Annotated in this window: 18 protein-coding genes and 1 tRNA gene; 13 read left to right on the forward strand and 6 right to left on the reverse strand. The window is 55.1% G+C overall.

The features are described from left to right. Positions 1-15 precede the first annotated feature (15 nt). Positions 16-1,047, reverse strand: a complete 1,032-nt coding sequence (locus ACR0KN_RS03010) for a LacI family DNA-binding transcriptional regulator (RefSeq protein WP_480651261.1) — start codon at positions 1,045-1,047, stop codon at positions 16-18. A gap of 113 nt (positions 1,048-1,160) precedes the next feature. On the opposite strand from ACR0KN_RS03010, the gene ACR0KN_RS03015 reads away from it, so the two are divergent. Genes ACR0KN_RS03015 through ACR0KN_RS03035 form a run of 5 tightly spaced genes read left to right on the forward strand, consistent with a single transcriptional unit; the run spans position 1,161 to position 7,114 of the window. Next, the gene (locus ACR0KN_RS03015; protein ID WP_480651263.1) at positions 1,161-2,672 is read left to right on the forward strand and encodes a tripartite tricarboxylate transporter permease; all 1,512 of its coding nucleotides are present in this window, start codon (positions 1,161-1,163) and stop codon (positions 2,670-2,672) included. Continuing rightward, positions 2,669-3,124: a tripartite tricarboxylate transporter TctB family protein gene (locus tag ACR0KN_RS03020; RefSeq protein ID WP_480651265.1), complete on the forward strand. Its 456-nt coding sequence runs from the start codon at positions 2,669-2,671 to the stop codon at positions 3,122-3,124. The genes ACR0KN_RS03015 and ACR0KN_RS03020 overlap by 4 nt, the downstream gene beginning before the upstream one ends. Positions 3,125-3,165: 41 nt before the next feature. Beyond that, a complete protein-coding gene (locus ACR0KN_RS03025) occupies positions 3,166-4,125 on the forward strand; it encodes a Bug family tripartite tricarboxylate transporter substrate binding protein (RefSeq protein ID WP_480651267.1) in 960 nt (319 codons plus the stop codon). Between the two features lie 59 nt (positions 4,126-4,184). Continuing rightward, positions 4,185-5,606, forward strand: coding sequence for an acylating sulfoacetaldehyde dehydrogenase (gene sauS / locus ACR0KN_RS03030; protein WP_480651269.1), 1,422 nt, complete (start codon positions 4,185-4,187; stop codon positions 5,604-5,606). Continuing rightward, entirely contained in the window at positions 5,603-7,114 is a 1,512-nt protein-coding gene (locus ACR0KN_RS03035) for a class I adenylate-forming enzyme family protein (RefSeq protein ID WP_480651271.1), read from the forward strand. The genes sauS and ACR0KN_RS03035 overlap by 4 nt, the downstream gene beginning before the upstream one ends. 236 nt (positions 7,115-7,350) lie before the next feature. On the opposite strand, the gene ACR0KN_RS03040 is transcribed toward ACR0KN_RS03035, so the two are convergent. The 5 genes from ACR0KN_RS03040 to ACR0KN_RS03060 all read right to left on the reverse strand — a co-directional run bounded on the left by ACR0KN_RS03040 (position 7,351) and on the right by ACR0KN_RS03060 (position 10,454). Then, positions 7,351-8,235: an aminomethyl transferase family protein gene (locus ACR0KN_RS03040; RefSeq protein WP_480651273.1), complete on the reverse strand. Its 885-nt coding sequence runs from the start codon at positions 8,233-8,235 to the stop codon at positions 7,351-7,353. 165 nt (positions 8,236-8,400) lie between these two features. Continuing rightward, entirely contained in the window at positions 8,401-9,480 is a 1,080-nt protein-coding gene (locus ACR0KN_RS03045) for a hypothetical protein (protein ID WP_480651275.1), read from the reverse strand. 167 nt (positions 9,481-9,647) lie between these two features. Next, positions 9,648-9,836 (reverse strand): HupE/UreJ family protein, encoded by a 189-nt coding sequence (locus ACR0KN_RS03050; protein ID WP_480454876.1) that lies wholly within the window; start codon positions 9,834-9,836, stop codon positions 9,648-9,650. Continuing rightward, a complete protein-coding gene (locus ACR0KN_RS03055; RefSeq protein WP_480651277.1) occupies positions 9,757-10,104 on the reverse strand; it encodes a HupE/UreJ family protein in 348 nt (115 codons plus the stop codon). Before ACR0KN_RS03055 ends, ACR0KN_RS03050 begins: the two co-directional genes overlap by 80 nt. A 260-nt stretch (positions 10,105-10,364) precedes the next feature. Then, a tRNA-Ser gene (locus ACR0KN_RS03060) sits at positions 10,365-10,454 on the reverse strand. A gap of 123 nt (positions 10,455-10,577) precedes the next feature. On the opposite strand from ACR0KN_RS03060, the gene ACR0KN_RS03065 reads away from it, so the two are divergent. From ACR0KN_RS03065 to proB, 8 genes are all read left to right on the forward strand, one after another. After that, positions 10,578-11,420: a DUF2059 domain-containing protein gene (locus ACR0KN_RS03065; RefSeq protein ID WP_480651279.1), complete on the forward strand. Its 843-nt coding sequence runs from the start codon at positions 10,578-10,580 to the stop codon at positions 11,418-11,420. Next, positions 11,420-12,226: a DUF2059 domain-containing protein gene (locus tag ACR0KN_RS03070; RefSeq protein ID WP_480651281.1), complete on the forward strand. Its 807-nt coding sequence runs from the start codon at positions 11,420-11,422 to the stop codon at positions 12,224-12,226. Before ACR0KN_RS03065 ends, ACR0KN_RS03070 begins: the two co-directional genes overlap by 1 nt. A gap of 209 nt (positions 12,227-12,435) precedes the next feature. After that, on the forward strand, positions 12,436-13,047 hold the full coding sequence (locus ACR0KN_RS03075) for a 50S ribosomal protein L21 (RefSeq protein WP_170539672.1): 612 nt from the start codon (positions 12,436-12,438) through the stop codon (positions 13,045-13,047). 11 nt (positions 13,048-13,058) lie between these two features. Next, complete coding sequence (gene rpmA, locus ACR0KN_RS03080; RefSeq protein ID WP_010440093.1) at positions 13,059-13,328, forward strand: 50S ribosomal protein L27; 270 nt, start codon at positions 13,059-13,061, stop codon at positions 13,326-13,328. 95 nt (positions 13,329-13,423) lie between these two features. After that, the gene (locus tag ACR0KN_RS03085; protein WP_010440095.1) at positions 13,424-14,032 is read left to right on the forward strand and encodes a LysE family translocator; all 609 of its coding nucleotides are present in this window, start codon (positions 13,424-13,426) and stop codon (positions 14,030-14,032) included. Continuing rightward, positions 14,029-14,565, forward strand: a complete 537-nt coding sequence (locus tag ACR0KN_RS03090; protein ID WP_010440096.1) for a GNAT family N-acetyltransferase — start codon at positions 14,029-14,031, stop codon at positions 14,563-14,565. Before ACR0KN_RS03085 ends, ACR0KN_RS03090 begins: the two co-directional genes overlap by 4 nt. 37 nt (positions 14,566-14,602) lie before the next feature. Beyond that, positions 14,603-15,637, forward strand: coding sequence for a GTPase ObgE (gene obgE / locus ACR0KN_RS03095; protein WP_170770857.1), 1,035 nt, complete (start codon positions 14,603-14,605; stop codon positions 15,635-15,637). Continuing rightward, positions 15,625-16,731 carry a glutamate 5-kinase gene (gene proB / locus ACR0KN_RS03100; RefSeq protein ID WP_480651284.1) on the forward strand — a complete coding sequence of 369 codons (1,107 nt, stop codon included), beginning with the start codon at positions 15,625-15,627 and terminating at the stop codon, positions 16,729-16,731. Before obgE ends, proB begins: the two co-directional genes overlap by 13 nt. Positions 16,732-16,747: the final 16 nt, after the last annotated feature.

The following is a 16,747-nucleotide window of genomic DNA, read 5'->3' on the forward strand; positions in this document are numbered from 1 at the left end:
ATCTGTCCAAGTAGGTTAATATACTGACACCGGGCTTGTCGTTCCTCGAACGACACACTCGAGTTCGCAACAGATTTTAAAAGGCTCTGGATGCTCTGAGGTAATGTAGTCGGTGAACCTCTCGCCAGCGAGTTTGCCGATGTTTTCTGCCGGAATGCGAATGGTTGTGAGCCCCGGCTCAACATCCGCTGATCCTTTGAAATCTCCGATGCCGATGATCGACAGGTCATCGGGGACCTTCAACCCCAGGCTCTGGGCCGCAAATAATGCGCCTTGAGCAATGACGTCATTGCCGCAAAGCAGAGCCGTAGGACGAGAGTGCTTCGTCAAGAGGGTCAGGGCTGCTTGCTTAGCTTGCGACACACTATATGGGGCTTCAGACTCATGTTCACTCGGAACGGAAATACCCATTTCGTTAAGCGCTGCATGCACGGCAGATATCCGATGTTGGGCGCGGTCATTACCATTGGTTTGGGGAAATATCAGCCCAATGTCACGGTGCCCCAAGGCCAGTAGATGTTCCGTCGCAAGACGCCCGGCCAGCCGATTGTCGGCCCCCACACAAGGAAGGATGGATTCTTCCGAAAAATTCCATATAGCGAGCGCGGGTATTTTCTGCTGTTCGATCAGTCGGGCGGTGGCGTCAGAATGTTCCAATCCAACCAGCGCCACTCCGTCGACACGATGTTCAAGAAATTTTCGTACCATCGCGTATTCCCGATCGAGGTCATATCCATGCGACGCCAGCAGCAGGCTAAACCCGGCGTTGTCGATTGAGTCCGAGAAGGCCTGAATCACTTCGGCAAAAATGGCGTGGTTGATCGTGGGGACGACCAGGCCGATGGTGCCGGAACGTTTGCCATGCATCGTCTGTGCGGCACGGTTTCGGATATAACCCAACCTTTGCACCGCCCGATTGATCTTTTTCCGAGTCGCGGGGTTGACCAAATTCGGGTGATTGAACGTGCGCGACACTGTTGATGGTGATACTTTTGCGGCCTTTGCAACCGCTACAATGTCCACCTTACCTTTTTGAAAGTTAGACATAATATTCTCTCACTTGATCGAATTTATGAAAACATTTGCAATACTATTTTCATCGCCTACCCTGATTTGTCAACAAAAGTAAAAGTGTGAACTGATGGGTTGGGAGGCCCTGAATGGACTTCATTTATTACTTCGGAGACGTATTCACGCCGCTGTCCTTTATGCTACTGTTGGGCGGTACGATTGGGGGGCTTATCCTGGGCGCGACGCCGGGCTTGTCGCCAACAATGGCAGTCGCACTATTGATCCCTTTCACCTTTCAGCTGGAGGCTGCGCAGGGCCTGATCCTGCTGGGTGCCGCCTACACTTCAACAGTCGCAGGTGGTGCAGTCAGCGCCATCTTGCTCAAGATTCCCGGTGCGCCAGCAAATATCGCAACGACCTTGGACGGGCATACCATGGCCAAACAGGGTCAGGGTGCGCGGGCGCTGCAATTGTCGTTTCTGGCTTCGGCCGTTGGTGGCATTTTTGGCGTGCTTTTACTGATCTTTCTGACCCCGGTACTGGCGAAATGGGCTTTGGCTTTCGGGCCGTCACATCTGTTCTGGCTGGCTATTTTGGGCGTAACAGTAATCGGGACGCTGGATTCCGCCTCGGTGGTTAAAGGTCTGCTCTCAGGCTGTATCGGGTTGTGGCTGGCTACAATCGGGTTTGATGACATCATGGGCGCGCAGCGCTTCATCTTTCACCCTGCTTTGGGAGGCGGGATCAATATCATCGCCGCGCTGATTGGCCTGTTCGCGATCCCGCAGGTGCTGACGATGTTCGCAAAGGGTCGCCACAACACCGGTGCCGAAGTCATCGAGGTGCAACGCCATTCTATCCTCGAAGCCTTCCGCGAACTCTTTAGCCGCACACGCGCGTTGAGCATCGGAACGCTGACCGGCTCGATCATCGGCCTGATCCCCGGCGTCGGAGGGCAGATCGCCGGGCTCGTCGCTTATGACCAGACCAAAAAGTTCTCGTCTGAAAAAGACAAGTTCGGCACAGGACATTCCGAAGGCGTAATCGCCGCGGAATCGGCCAATAATGCGATGGTAGGCCCATCTTTGGTGCCGCTGCTGACCCTGTCGATCCCAGGTAGCCCAACGGCTGCCGTTCTGCTGGGCGGATTGCTGATCCATGGGATTTTCCCAGGCTCGGATCTGTTCGACAACCATCCCGATGTGGCTTGGACTTTCATTAACTCGATGCTGATCGGCCAGGTCTTGATGTGCGTCTTTGGCCTCTATGTCGCTGGTCTCGCAGCACGTGTAGCCCAAGTCCCGCAATCGGTGATGGCTGCCATCGTTCTGGCACTGTCGGTATTCGGGGCCTATTCGGTGCAGGGGTCGATGGGCGACGTCTATGTCATGGCCTGTCTTGGCATCGGCATGTTCTTTCTGGAACGTTTCGGATTCTCTGCCGCACCGCTAGTGCTGGGTCTGATCCTTGGCCCCATCGCTGAAGCCAACTTCATTCAAGGCGGGATGATCGCCGACGCAACTGTCGGCAAGGCTTCGTATTTCCTGACCGGTGGACTGAACCTGTTGCTGATTGCAGTGGTGCTAGCCTCAATCGCTTACTCGGTCTGGATGGAACTGCGCCACCGTCGCTACACCACGAAAGAGGAGGCGCAGGCATGAACCGCTCGCAACACGTATTCGGGTCGGGTCTGGTCTTTGCCGTGGGTCTATGGGTGACCTGGGTCAGCTATACCCAGCAACCGGCCGAGGCATTCCTATTCCCGCGACTTATCGCATCAGTTTTCGTGGTTCTGGCCGGGTGGACATTTGGCAAAGCGGTGATGGGTCTGTCCAAGGTCGGGAATGGTGTAACACGATCGATGTTCCTGAACATGTTGCCGGGTTTGATCATTACACTGATCTACGTGTTCTGGGCGGCCAAGTCGTTGGGCTTCTACACAGCGACGGCCATCGCATTTTTCGTTCTGCTGTCGATTTATGATCCAGCCCCACATTCCGAAACCAAAACCTGGGTTAAGCGCGGCGTCATCACGGCAGTCTTTTTGGCGGTGATGTACGGGCTCTTCGCCATGCTTCTGAACGTCTACACACCAAGAGAAATTCTGTTCTAACCGCGCAGGGCGCGGGGAACTAAATTAGGGAGGAAACGCAAATGAGACGAATGATTGCAGGGGCCGCATTGGCCTTCATGAGCCTGACAGGTGCCGCAGTGGCAGAGGAGTACCCCGAACGGCCGATCATGATGATGGTCAGTTACGGCGCGGGAGGCGCGACCGACTTTCAGGCGCGCATTGTGACCATGACATCCGGAAATGAAGACGCGCTGGGAATGCCCATCGCCATTATCAACAAACCCGGGGCGGGGGGGCGCGTGGGCTGGAACTGGTTTGCCACGCAGGCTGACCCGGATGGCTACACTCTGGCAGCCTACAACGTTCCACATTTTATCGCTCAGTCGATCAAAGGTGGGGTGGAATATTCAACCGACAGCTTTGAACCCATTGCCAACTGGGGCGCTGATCCGGCTGTATTTGTCGTTGGCGCGGACAGTGAGTTTAATTCGATGGAGGACGTTGTCGCCTTTGCCAAAGAAAACCCCGGCAAACTGACGGTATCCGGAGCGGGCCTTTTTGTGGGTCACCACATTGCAGCCTTGCAGATCGACAAGGCCGCTGGAACCAAGCTGGCCTACATCCCGACCAAAGGCGGCGGGGCCGCAGCCATGAAAGCCGTGATCGCAGGTGAAGTGTTGGGCGGTATCAACAACCTGTCGGATGCGTTCCGCGCGCAGGAAGCGGGCAACGTCAAAATTCTGGGTGTTGCTGACCTCGAGCGTAACGCATTCCTGCCCGACGTGCCGACGATGATGGAACAGGGATTGGACGTCGACAACTCGTCGGTCAATTTCCGAGGCGTGATGGTGCCCAAAGGCACGCCACCCGAGGTTATCGAGAAACTCTCGGCAACAGTGCCCGAGATGTTTGCCAATTCCCGCGTTGCCAAAAAGATGGAGGCCGGCGGTTCACCTATGCACATCATGACGCGTGACGAAGTGATCGAGATGTGGGCTCAGCGTCAGCAGACACTGAACGAGTTGCTTGCCGGCCTCTAAGCCGGACGGACGCAGCGGGGCGGAGTTGGTCCGCCCCGAACAACATATCGAGGACCAAGATGAACGCTCAGGACGGGATTTCGCCGGAAATAGCCGAAGTAGATCGTATCGTAGCTCAGGCGCGCAAGGCGCAGAGGGATTTCGAAGCTGGTGGAAGTCAGTCGCTATACGACAAAGCGGCACTGGCAGCGGGATGGGCCATCATGGAACCAACGCGCAATCGGACGCTGGCGGAAACTGCGGTTGAAACCACCGGTCTGGGCAACGTGCCGGACAAGATCACCAAGAACCACCGGAAGACACTCGGCCTGCTGCGCGATATTGCCGACGTGAAAACCCACGGCGTCATCAGTGACGACCCGAAAACAGGTATTACCGAAATTGCGCGTCCAATCGGCGTGATCGGCGCGGTTGTACCCTCGACCAACCCTGCCGCAACGCCCGCGAACAACATCATCAATGCGCTCAAAGGCGGTAATTCTATCGTGGTGGCTCCGTCGCCCAAGGGCGTGGCATCCTGCGAAATGTTGGTTGACTACATCCATTCCGAATTCGACAAGCTGGGGCTGGATCGCGATCTGGTTCAGATGATCCCCGCGCCCGGATCCAAGGCCAAGACACAACGGTTGATGGAAACTGTTGATCGCGTGATTTGCACTGGCAGCCAGAACAATGTCCACCGCGCGCAGTCCTGTGGAACGCCAGCCGTTGCGGTTGGCGCTGGCAATGTGACAGTGATTGTGGACGAGACCGCTGATTTGCAGTCAGCCGCAGCCAAAATCACGGCTTCAAAATGTTTCGACAACGCGACGTCCTGCTCTTCTGAAAACGCACTGGTCGTGGTGGACGCAGTCTATGACGCGTTCGTGGCTGCAATGGCTGCCGAGGGCGGTGCCTTGGTGCCGTCCTCTAAGGCAAGTGACATCGTGGCGCGACTTTGGCCCGATGGCCATCTCAACCGATCGGCTATAGCGCAGGACGCCGACAAAATGCTCGAAGCCTTGGGGATGGCGGGCAAAGTACCTGAGGGGACTGGATATCTGGCGGTGGAGACTGATGGAATCGGCCCGGATCATCCTTTGTCAGGCGAAAAGCTCAGTCGGGTCCTAGCTCTCTATCGTGCTGCAGATTTTGAGGCGGCCAAGGCCATAGCGTCGCGCATTTTGGCACATCAGGGGGCCGGACATTCGGTTGGCATACATACTGGCGACGACGAGCGTGCGATTGGATTGGGTCATGATTTGCCAACCTGTCGGGTCATCGTAAATCAGCCGCACACCTTTGCCACCGGCGGCAGTTTCACCAATGGAATGCCTTTTTCCCTTTCGATGGGCTGCGGTAGCTGGGGCGGCAATTCCATCGACACCAACCTGCATTGGCGGCATTTCGTGCAGACTACCAAGATCGTTCGGGAAACATCCCCGCGTGAACCCGAGCTGGAAGAAATCTTCGGTGACTACTGGTCGGAGGCCGGACAATGATGGAACCGCCCAAGGGAACTGTTCGCGAACGGTTAGACTACAGGGCAAGCCAGGGAGGAACCGGTTTTGTTTTCCCGGATGGGGCACCGGAGCTGAGTTGGAGTGAGTTGCGCGAAACGGCCCACCGCATCGCAATTATGTTAACCGGCATGGGTGTGGAGAAAGGAGAAAGCGTGGCGATCCTGTACCCTAACTGCCGTGAAGCGCTAGAGATCCTTTTCGGCGTCCTGTATGGCGGGTTCCGGGCGACGATGATTAACCTTGTCGCTGGTGACAGCGCCGTGGCCTATGCGCTGGAACACAGCGGCGCGCGTTATGGCTTCGTCCATCCCGGACAGATGGATTTGTTCGCGCGCACGGCCAATCCTGATGAGGTCACCGCGCTGCGGGTTGAAGATGCCCAGAGTTCCGATGGCAACTTGCATGACCTCTCATCCGGCGACCACGCGCTTTTGATGTACACATCCGGCACGACCGGGCGTCCAAAGGGCGTGGTCCACACGCATTCCAGCCTGCTCGCCGGAGGCTGGACAACCACCGTGGCGCATGATTTGACCGAAGCCGACCGTGGGTTCTGCGTTCTGCCGATCTATCACATCAACGGTCTTTGTGTGACGGTCATGGGAACACTGGTCTCGGGCGGATCGCTGGCCATGTGCGATCGGTTTTCGGCCAGTCGGTTCTGGGGCAATATTGGAAAGTCCCAAGCGACATGGTTCTCTGTGGTTCCAACCATCATTTCCCACCTGCTGCACTCGGATACCTGCCCGGACACCCAAACGCGCCAGAATGTGCGTTTCGGTCGTTCTGCGTCGTCAGCGTTGGCCCCGGATGTGCAGCGCGCCTTTGAGGACCGGTTCAAAATCCCCATCGTGGAAACTATGGGTCTCACGGAAACAGCAGCGCAAATTCTTTCCAACCCATTGCCTCCAGCCGTTCGCAAGATCGGCTCTCCCGGCATCCCATACGGGAACGAGGCGGCAATCGTTGATGCCGACCTGCGACCTGTTCCACACGGATCAGAAGGCGAACTGGTTATTCGCGGACCAAATGTAATGCTGGAGTACCTCAACGACCAAGACGCAACCAGGGGCACGTTTACGTCTGACGGATGGTTGCGAACCGGTGATCTCGCCCGCATGGATAAGGATGGTTACGTTTTTGTGACTGGCCGGCTTAAGGAGCTGATCATCAAGGGTGGCGAAAACATTGCACCGCGCGAGATTGACGAAGCGCTATACTCTCACCCGGATGTTGTTGAAGCCGCCGCATTTGCGCGTCCCTGCAAAAGCTACGGCGAAACCGTCGAGGCAGCGGTCAAAATTCGTGAAGGGTCCCAGGTGACGTCGCTGGGCCTTTCGAAACTTTGTGAAGCTCAATTGGGTCGTTTTAAGTCCCCCGACGAAGTTCATATCTTGCCGGAACTTCCAAAAGGGCCGTCGGGAAAGATTCAAAGAAACAGAATACTCGAGATCGTTGGCGAGAAGGCCAACGACTTGAAGAAATAGACATCTGCAACGCTGTGTGTTTGAAAATCCAATGTTCGCACTTCATATGCTGTGCAGCGGCACCGTCAGAGTCGCTTAGGGTCTTATTTGAGCTTGGCTGCCGTCAATCGAGGTGCTGAAATGCTGCGCGCCACACCAAAGGCGGCTTTGGACGACTGCACCGCGGCATCATATTTGAAACGTTGAAGTCCACTTTAGGCCGCCAACAGTTTTTACAGAAACCCGCAACGATCTCCTTATTCGTGCGTTCGTAGCTTCGTTGGATCGTAGATGGGGTAGTTTGCGATCTTTGCTTTTGTGTTTAGGCCCTCGCCTGCGACGGAGAGCGTCGTTCCAACAGCCAGTTCTGGAACAACATGTGCAAGGGCAAGGGATTTTTCCATCCGGTGTGAGTAGCAGGGACTGTTGATCACGCCGACGAATTTGCCATCCAACAAAAGCGTTTCACCGCCAACAACCATGTTGGTGTGGTCAATTTCCAGGCAAACATTGTTTATTTTTTCGGCCCCCTTTGCTGCCGAGACGGCAGCTTTTCCGCGATAGTCGGCCTTGGTTGTGCTTACGGTAAAGCCTAAGCCAACCTCCCATGGGGTGTTTTCCTCGGTCATGTCATAGCCGTAAAACAGCAGCCCGGCTTCGATACGCACCTTGTCCAAAGCGATAAAGGAACAGGGCATGACTCCCTGTTGCGCGAGCTTGTCCCAGATATCCGTAATCACTGCCCCATCTGCAAAAATCTCGTAACCGCGTTCGCCGGAATAACCTGTGCGTGAGATGCGGCACGGATAGCCAAAAAGCTTCGCCAGTGCGTGTTCGAAATAGTCCAACTCTGCCAAGTCGATATCTGTGTGGGCGTTCAGGATCTCCAAGGAGGCAGGGCCCTGCACCGAAAGGTCATGCAGATCGTCAGTAAAGTCGATCTGAACGTCACGCCCTGCCGCCGAGGCTTCCAGTAGTGCCATGGTGTCACCGGAGCCGTGCACGACCATCCATTCATTGCCACCATTGTTCGACACGATTGCATCGTCAGCGATCCCGCCTCCATCGGTCAGAACACAGAGGTAGGCAGCCTTAGAAAGCAGAATACCACCACAGCATCTCAGCTGGCTGTTGGATGTCACCTTAGAACCGTTTTCGGTACTTGTGAGCGTGGGCAGAGTGCGGAATTCGCCGCGTTTCCGCGAGGCACATTACTGAACACAGATCAAACATTCGATAAAGTTAGGACATTGATTGATCTACAGTCAGAGCGTGAGAATTCGGCAAGAAACCAATTTTAGTTCCGATCAATCCTCGAATTTTGCATCCACAATCGCTGCGAGAACAAATCGCGTTGCTGGATCAATTTCGTCGCCTTGGAGAAGGCTTTCGAATTGATGATTTAATGCCTTTGAATGCCAGTTTTGCATGGTCGTCGCGACGCGGGCAGCCAAAGACGCGTTATTAGCCATGGCCTCAGAATACAAACCAATGATGTATGGTCTATATTCCGGATGAACGGTGCCGCCATCAGCCAATGCCCGAACAAGTTCCTTGATGCTTGGATGGTGCACATGGGATTGCCCGAGTGCCTCTCCGATTGCGCGGATTGCTTTCATGCCATCGACTTCGATCCCGGCAAGTGCCCATTCATACACATTTGATCTTTTTGATCGTAATATCTCCGCAAAATTGAACCTAACAACAGCAGCGGCCTTTTCGTCAGTCTGCAGACCCAGTAGCCGGATGGAAACCGGTACGTAACTGACGCGATCAATTCTGCCGAATTCTTCCAAAAGCTGGCTTGTCTGAACAGAGGTTTTTAGGGGGTGCACGAGTTGATACGGTGCCCGATGTATCTCGATCAATGCGACGTTACGCAAGACCGGGTCTGGGTGTGACAGGTAGTTGGCCAAAAAGGCTATTCGTTCCTGTTTAACGGATTTTGTGGAAGGCCAGAACGCTGCGGCCTCTCGCAAGCGATTTACAAATTCGGCTCTTTCAGGCGTCATCAGAAAAATTCGTGTCCAACGCCGGGATATAGCGCGGCCAGCGCTATCCCGGTCAATAGAGCCGTAAGTGAATAGCACAGTCTTGTCGGGATCGGATTGCAGCGCGCGCCTTGTCACGCTGTCGATCAGGAACGGGATCTCAGGTAGTCTACCAATTTTCCGATCATTTTCTTTCCACACTTGTATTGGTGCGAACTTGAAAGGATTGTCTGGCTGAGGTCGCGCGAGGACGATGAAATCTGCCGAAAGAATATGGTCAGCAACAGAAGCTTCCGGTAGTTCGATGCAAACCGAACATGCGTGCAGCGACCGGGGCCAAGCCACGACACAGAAAAACAGACAGAGAATGGCCATCAACAGCGGAAGATGTGGCATCCAATTGATTTGCTTCTCCGCACTCGACATAAGAAACCGTTCTACCCCCAAAATCCCTCAACACGTTCAACCAGCCAAAACTGAGCCTATCAGATAAATGGTCGCCGTGTTTAGAAATTGCCGTTTCTCTGCTTTGATCCGTTCGAATGCCGGAGAAAGCTTCGTGATCAACTCGCCAGTGAAAGGATCCCGGCAACAGACATGATTTGACCGATTTCCACACCAAGGTTGAACCCCAAACGAGCAACAAATTTGTCTCCCTCTGGTAACCCGATTTCATTCAGAGCACTGGCAAAAACCGGGCCGTGTAGAAGGCCGAAAGAAAATGAGACACACCACGGCCATCTCTTGGACATACGCAGTTGCTCGCCGTCGCATTTTTGCAATTTCAACCGCAAGAATGAAGATTGACAAAGCGATGACAGCTTCCACAGGTGGGGAAGGGGCATGGATCAATTTCAATGAAGCCAAGGCCAGTGTAATACTATGCGCCAAGGTAAAGGCGGTGATAGCAGCAGGTATGGTCCGTTTCACCCCGCGCTCTGCTAGTTCGCGCAGCGCTACATTTAATACTTGTAGCGAATGGCGATAACGGGAGCTGCCACAGCAGAATAAAAGCACCACGCTGAATGCCTCTCATGGGCAGGGGATAGATCGTGGAATACGAGACAGGGTTCTATGCTTCAGGAGTTCCGAGGCTGCTACGAGCCCATCCCAGTCTTTGTATTTTTGTGCGGCGCGGACTTAAGCAGACATGTTTGCTTAAACTCTAAAACTATTTTGAGATATCTGGATACTGACCCAGCTGTTGTCAAACGGATAGTACACCAAAAGCGAGTGACGCTTCGCGCCGCTGACAAAGGCATGTACTAGTCTCAGCAAAGTGGCGGAGAGACAGGGATTCGAACCCTGGGTGGGCTTGCACCCACAACGGTTTTCGAGACCGCCCCGTTCGACCACTCCGGCACCTCTCCGCGGGGGTCTGTGAAGGGGGGATTTAGTGGTGAACGGGCAGGGGCGCAAGTGGAAAATTCCGGAATTTAGTGATCCTGGGATTTTCCATTGCCAGAGACAAGAAAACTCCTAGGCTGATGGGTATGACCTACCATCTACGCCAGTTTACCATCAGTGTTATACTTCTGCTCCTTTCGCTAGGTGCCATGACGGCGCAGTCGCATGCCGCCAGCCGAGACCAGATTGAGGCATTTCTGACCACAACAGGGTTTGACGTTGCGTTGGAAAGTATCGCGCATGCGTCTGCCTCGGCCCCGCAAATGCTGGGAATTGACCCCGACGGTTTCGGTTCAGATTGGACGCGACTGACTGAAGAAGTATTCGATACAGAACTCATGTACGATACCGCTGTTTCAATCCTCGAGCAGACGCTCAGCGACGAGGCGTTGGACCATGCTGTGACATTTTATGCATCCGCGCTGGGGCAAAGACTCGTCGTTGCCGAAAACGCGGCTCATTCGGATGAAGATGATGATGCCAAGCAGCTTGCGGGGCAGGAAATTGTGTCCGAGCTCATCAAAAATGGATCTTCCCGCGTCGAAAGCCTGAAACGAATGAACCGCGCGGTAGATGCAAGCGGCACTTCCTTACGTGCACTGCAGGAGATTCAGGTTCGATTTTTGATGGCGGCCAGTGCGTCCGGCATTATCGACTTGCAACTCAATGGGGATGAGCTGCGTGAAATGATGCGCCGCAACGAAGGCGATATGCGTCGATCGCTGCAACTGTCTGCATTGGCCGGTGCGGCTTACACCTACCAGGAATTCTCGGATGATGATGTCGACGCCTATGTCAAGGCTCTGGAACAGCCTTTGATGCAAGAGGTGTATGAGCTGTTGAACGCAATCCAATACGAGATCATGGCTATGCGATTCGAGGTCTTGGCGGCCCGCATGGCCGAGCTTCGTCCGGCGCAGGATATCTGATGCGCGTTCTCGCCGCTGCGATCTTGTTGGTCGTATGGGCAGTGCCCTTGGCAGCCAATCAGCAGGCTGAACGGTTGATGCAGGCCATGCATTTGTCGGATTTCCTGGAAATTCTAAGCGAAGAGGGCTTGGCCCAAGGGCTCTCGATTGACGAGTCGATGCTGGGCGGAGCGGGAGGGTCGTATTTTCAGGCTCAGGTTGCTGAATTGTATGATCCTTCATCCATGTACGAACGCCTTTCGCAATCGGTTGGGCGCATAATGACCAATGCACAATTGGAACAGTCTTCGATCTTTTTCGAAAGCGATCTTGGGCAGAGCATTGTTTCTCTTGAAAATTCAGCACGGAAGGCTCTGGCGGATGATACGATCGATCAGATGGCGCGAACGGCCTATTTTGAGAGTGATCGTGAAGACATGTTTTTTCGTCTGGTGGACGAGTACGTGCAGGTTAACGACTTAATCGAACAGAATGTCCGGGGAACCATAAGTGCAGACTTCAGTTTCTACCGTGGGCTCGCCTCGGGGCAGAACGGGTCATTGGATGAGGCATCCGTGTTGGATGAACTGCTGTCCCAACATGAGCAGACCAAGGCAGAAACGACGGAATGGATGTACTCATTTCTTCTTTTAGCCTATCGGCCTTTGAGTGAAACGCAATTGCGCGAGAACATTGCCTTTTCGCGCACGGATGCTGGACGCGCCCTAAACGCGGCTTTATTCAAGAGTTATGACGAGATGCTCAACAGCATCTCATACCAGCTTGGCCAGGCCGTTGCGCAGGCAATGAGCGCCTCAGATCTTTGATCCCGGTTTTGGGTTGACTTTAGCGGGCAATGCTTGGATAAGCGCGCATCCCGGCCGGTTTTCCGCGCCGGGTATCGTTATTCTTTGACCCGATAGCAACGCGCTAAGGGTCATCCACTCTGCCCGAAAAGGGCGCGCTGTTCGAGGTGGCGAAAGCCAGAAACACCCAACCGGGGACCACAGAACGCGGTTAGACAAAGGAAAGACGCATGTTTGCGGTCCTCAAGACTGGCGGCAAGCAGTACAAGGTTCAGGCGGGTGATATCCTCCGCGTTGAAAAGCTGGCTGCCGACGCAGGTGAAAAAGTTCAATTCAACGATGTTCTGATGCTGGGCGGTGACGCTCCGGTTGTTGGTGCACCTTTCGTTGAAGGCGCAGGCGTACAGGCCGAAGTGATCGAACAGATCAAAGGTGACAAGGTCATCAAGTTCGTCAAGCGCCGTCGTAAGCACAGCTCAAAGCGTACCGTTGGCCACCGTCAGAAGCTGACTCTGGTCAAGATCACCGACATCCTGTCGTCGGGCGCTGACAAGTCGGGCATCAAAGCTGCAACCGGATCTGCTCCGGCTGGCGAAGCGGCACCTGCTGCAAAGCCTGCCAAGAAAGCAGAAGCCAAGGCAGAGGCACCCGCCGCTGCTGCTGCTGACGATCTGACCAAGCTGAACGGTGTCGGCCCTGCCGCTGCCAAAAAGCTGGTTGAGGCCGGTATCGAGAGCTTTGCCGCTCTGGCCGCCTTGTCGGATGAGCAGATTGCTGCTATCGACACCATCAAAGTGAAACCCGAATGGGTTGAGCAAGCCAAAGAGCTGGCTCAAGGCTAAGGAGAGAGAGAATGGCACATAAAAAAGCTGGCGGTTCCTCCCGTAACGGTCGCGACTCAGCAGGTCGCCGCCTTGGCGTGAAACTGTATGGTGGCCAGGCCGCCATCGCAGGCAACATCATCGTACGTCAGCGCGGCACCAAGTTCTGGCCGGGCGAAGGCGTAGGTATGGGCAAAGATCACACAATCTTTGCAACTGTCGATGGCGCCGTGAAGTTCCATAAGGGACTTAAAAACCGCACCTTTATTTCGGTCCTGCCAGTGGCGGAGGCCGCAGAGTAAGCCGAAACCCAGAAGGTTTAAGAAAAATTCATGGGGGACCGGCACAAAGTGCCGGTCCCTTTTTCGTTTTAACGCAGTCGTGATCACCAGAGCCGATGACAGTCGCAACCACCAGTTTCCTGATTTTTGCCGCCTCGCAGGTTGGCACACCGGGACCAGCCAACATGGTCCTGCTGGGAACAGGTGCGCGCTATGGGTTTCGGTCGGCGCTGCCGTTTGTAGGCGGGGTCATTCTGGGCAAGCAGTTGATCATCTGGCCGGTTGGTTTCGGACTGATGCAGGTGGCCGATCAGGCGCCGCTGGTGTTTGAGGCGCTCAAATATGCTTCGGCTGCCTATATTTGCTGGCTTGCGTGGAAAATCGCCAATCTGCGGCTTTCTCGCGGTCAAACGGATAAGCAAGTGCCCGGATTTCTGGCGGGGTTAATTGTACACCCGCTTAATCCCAAGGCCTGGGCGATGATTATTGCGGGCTTTACTGGATTTGTGGCCGCAGGGACACCGAGTTTTGAGGCGACTCTCACGATCGCTCTCTGTTTGTTGATCTGCCAGATCGTGTTGCACCCGATTTGGACATTTGCAGGAGATCGGATCGCCCATGCGGTTGAAGGTCGGCCTGCCGAAAAATATCTGATGTGGACGTTAGCCAGTTTGACAGTTGCGTCCGTACTTTTTGTGTTGTTCGGAGGAGGAACGCACTCATGAAACTTGAGGCAATAATAAATCAGCCGGTCATTGAAACCGAGCGGTTCGATCTGCGCCCCCTGCGCCGGTCGGATATGGGACTAATTGAGCACTACGCCGGCGATGAACGTGTCGCGCGCATGACCACGCGGATCGCCCATCCGCTGCCGCCCGGAGCTGTCGAGGCGTTCGTAACGCGCGCCATGTCGGACGAGCGGGACGAGGACGTTTGGGCGATGGATGCGACCAAAGATGGCGGGCCCGAGCTGATTGGCTTGATTTCGCTTGAAAAGCTGGATCGCAATCAATCCGAAATCGGCTATTGGGTCGCGCCGGTTTATTGGAACACAGGCATTGCATCTTTGGCTGTTGAAACGCTGGTCAAAGCCAATCCGCTGGAAAACGCGACCATGTTCGCCAGCGTGTTTCAGGACAATCCGGCCTCAGCTCGGGTGCTGACTCATTGCGGGTTCCAGTATCTTGGCGATGCGGAAACTTATTCGGTGGCGCGCGATGCGAATGTGCCCACCTGGACGTATACAAAGAAACTCTGACTTGTGGCCGATGGGGCCTTTGCAGTAGGGGACAGCTATGAAATTTCTCGATCTTGCAAAGGTCTACATCCGGTCCGGGGCCGGAGGTGGCGGGTGCGTCAGCTTCCGACGCGAAAAGTACATCGAATACGGCGGACCCGATGGCGGGGATGGTGGTAAGGGCGGTTCGGTATGGGCCGAGGTCGTAGACGGGCTGAATACCCTGATCGACTTTCGTTACCAGCAGCACTTCTTCGCCAAGAACGGTCAACCCGGGCGCGGTCAGCAGCGTACTGGCAAGGATGGTGATGACATCATCCTACGTGTGCCCGTCGGAACCGAGATTCTCGATGAAGACGAAGAGACCGTAATCTGCGACCTGACGGAAGTTGGTCAGCGGGTACTGTTAGCCAAAGGTGGCAACGGCGGGTTCGGTAACCTGCACTTCAAATCAGCCACCAATCAGGCTCCACGCCGTGCCAATCCGGGGCAGGCGGGGATTGATCGCACGATTTGGTTGCGGCTGAAGCTGATTGCGGATGTGGGTCTGCTTGGGATGCCCAATGCGGGCAAGTCAACCTTTCTGGCCGCAACATCAAATGCTCGGCCCAAAATCGCTGACTATCCCTTTACTACGCTGCACCCAAATCTGGGCGTTGTCGGCGTAGATAACGTGGAATTCGTCGTCGCAGACATCCCCGGCCTGATCGAAGGCGCGCACGAAGGGCGTGGGATTGGGGATCGCTTCCTCGGCCATGTCGAACGCTGCGCCGTTCTGCTGCATCTGGTCGATGGCACGTCCGAAACCGTCGCCGAAGATTACCGCACCATCATTCACGAACTTGAGGCCTATGGCGGCGAGCTTGCGAACAAGCCGCGTATCACCGTTCTGAACAAGGTTGACGCTCTGGATGAGGAAGAACTTGAGCTTACCAAGGAAGAGCTCGAGCAATCCGTGGGTGGCCCGGTTATGACGATGTCTGGTGTTGCACATCTGGGTGTAACAGAAGTGCTGCGCGCTTTGCGGACACAGATTGATGAAAACCGCCTGCGGCAAAAACCCACCGAGGAGGCAGAGCCTTGGCAACCCTGACCGCCGCAAACCGCATGGTGGTCAAGATCGGGTCCGCCTTGCTGGTGGATCGGAATACCGGCCAGTTGCGATTGGAGTGGTTGCAATCGCTCGCACGGGATGTGGCATGGCTAAAAGGGCAGGGGACAGATGTCATCCTGGTATCTTCGGGCTCGATCGCGCTTGGGCGTGGCGTTCTCGGATTGCCAATGCAGACTCTGCCGTTAGAGCAGTCACAGGCTGCGGCTGCTGTTGGTCAAATTCGGTTGGCCCGAGCGTATGAAGAAGTATTAACGCCACATGACATCAAGACCGCGCAGGTTTTGGTGACGCTAGAGGACAGTGCAGATCGGCGGCGATACCTGAACTCTCGTGCGACGCTTGAGACATTACTTGGGTTAGGTGTTGTGCCTATCGTTAACGAAAATGACACAGTGGCGACCGATGAAATTCGGTATGGCGACAATGACCGGCTGGCCGCACAGATCGCCGTGACGGTCGGCGCAGATCAATTGATATTGCTGTCAGACGTTGACGGGTTCTATACTGGCAACCCGATCGAAGACACCACCGCAACTCGATACGATGTGATCAACCAGATCACGCCCGAGATCGAGGCCATGGCCGGTGATGCGGGATCGGGTCTGTCTAAAGGCGGAATGAAAACCAAGCTTCTCGCCGCCAAGATGGCAACGGCTGCCGGCTGCACCATGGCAATAACTGAAGGGTCAACATTGAACCCGCTGAAAGCGCTGGAAAACGCCGCGAATTGCACTTGGTTTACAGCAACACTTGATCCGCATGCTGCCCGGAAACGCTGGATATCGGCCATGAAACCGCGTGGTGAGATCATGATCGATGATGGTGCGGTTACAGCTCTGACAAACGGTAAAAGCCTTCTTCCTGTTGGAATTGTTGAAGTGACCGGCGAATTTGGACGCGGTGACCCAGTTACGATCCTAGACCCAGCAGCGCGACCACTGGCGCAAGGCCTCAGCCGCTATACCGCGCAAGAGGCCGACGCGATCAAGGGGCGCAAGTCCTCTGAAATCGAAACCACACTAGGCTATCCGGGCCGCGCAGTGTTAATCCATCGCGATGATCTGGCGCTTTGATAGAATAGAGAGAACC

This window comes from Ruegeria sp. AP7 (genome assembly GCF_056539905.1).

Bases quoted from the DNA above. Each gene is read 5' to 3' on its own strand.
- ACR0KN_RS03010 (WP_480651261.1), bottom strand. From the start codon at position 1,047: ATGTCTAACTTTCAAAAAGGTAAGGTGGACATTGTAGCGGTTGCAAAG.
- ACR0KN_RS03015 (WP_480651263.1), top strand. From the start codon at position 1,161: ATGGACTTCATTTATTACTTCGGAGACGTATTCACGCCGCTGTCCTTT.
- ACR0KN_RS03020 (WP_480651265.1), top strand. From the start codon at position 2,669: ATGAACCGCTCGCAACACGTATTCGGGTCGGGTCTGGTCTTTGCCGTG.
- ACR0KN_RS03025 (WP_480651267.1), top strand. From the start codon at position 3,166: ATGAGACGAATGATTGCAGGGGCCGCATTGGCCTTCATGAGCCTGACA.
- sauS (WP_480651269.1), top strand. From the start codon at position 4,185: ATGAACGCTCAGGACGGGATTTCGCCGGAAATAGCCGAAGTAGATCGT.
- ACR0KN_RS03035 (WP_480651271.1), top strand. From the start codon at position 5,603: ATGATGGAACCGCCCAAGGGAACTGTTCGCGAACGGTTAGACTACAGG.
- ACR0KN_RS03045 (WP_480651275.1), bottom strand. From the start codon at position 9,480: ATGCCACATCTTCCGCTGTTGATGGCCATTCTCTGTCTGTTTTTCTGT.
- ACR0KN_RS03050 (WP_480454876.1), bottom strand. From the start codon at position 9,836: ATGTCCAAGAGATGGCCGTGGTGTGTCTCATTTTCTTTCGGCCTTCTA.
- ACR0KN_RS03065 (WP_480651279.1), top strand. From the start codon at position 10,578: ATGACCTACCATCTACGCCAGTTTACCATCAGTGTTATACTTCTGCTC.
- ACR0KN_RS03070 (WP_480651281.1), top strand. From the start codon at position 11,420: ATGCGCGTTCTCGCCGCTGCGATCTTGTTGGTCGTATGGGCAGTGCCC.
- ACR0KN_RS03075 (WP_170539672.1), top strand. From the start codon at position 12,436: ATGTTTGCGGTCCTCAAGACTGGCGGCAAGCAGTACAAGGTTCAGGCG.
- rpmA (WP_010440093.1), top strand. From the start codon at position 13,059: ATGGCACATAAAAAAGCTGGCGGTTCCTCCCGTAACGGTCGCGACTCA.
- ACR0KN_RS03085 (WP_010440095.1), top strand. From the start codon at position 13,424: ATGACAGTCGCAACCACCAGTTTCCTGATTTTTGCCGCCTCGCAGGTT.
- ACR0KN_RS03090 (WP_010440096.1), top strand. From the start codon at position 14,029: ATGAAACTTGAGGCAATAATAAATCAGCCGGTCATTGAAACCGAGCGG.
- obgE (WP_170770857.1), top strand. From the start codon at position 14,603: ATGAAATTTCTCGATCTTGCAAAGGTCTACATCCGGTCCGGGGCCGGA.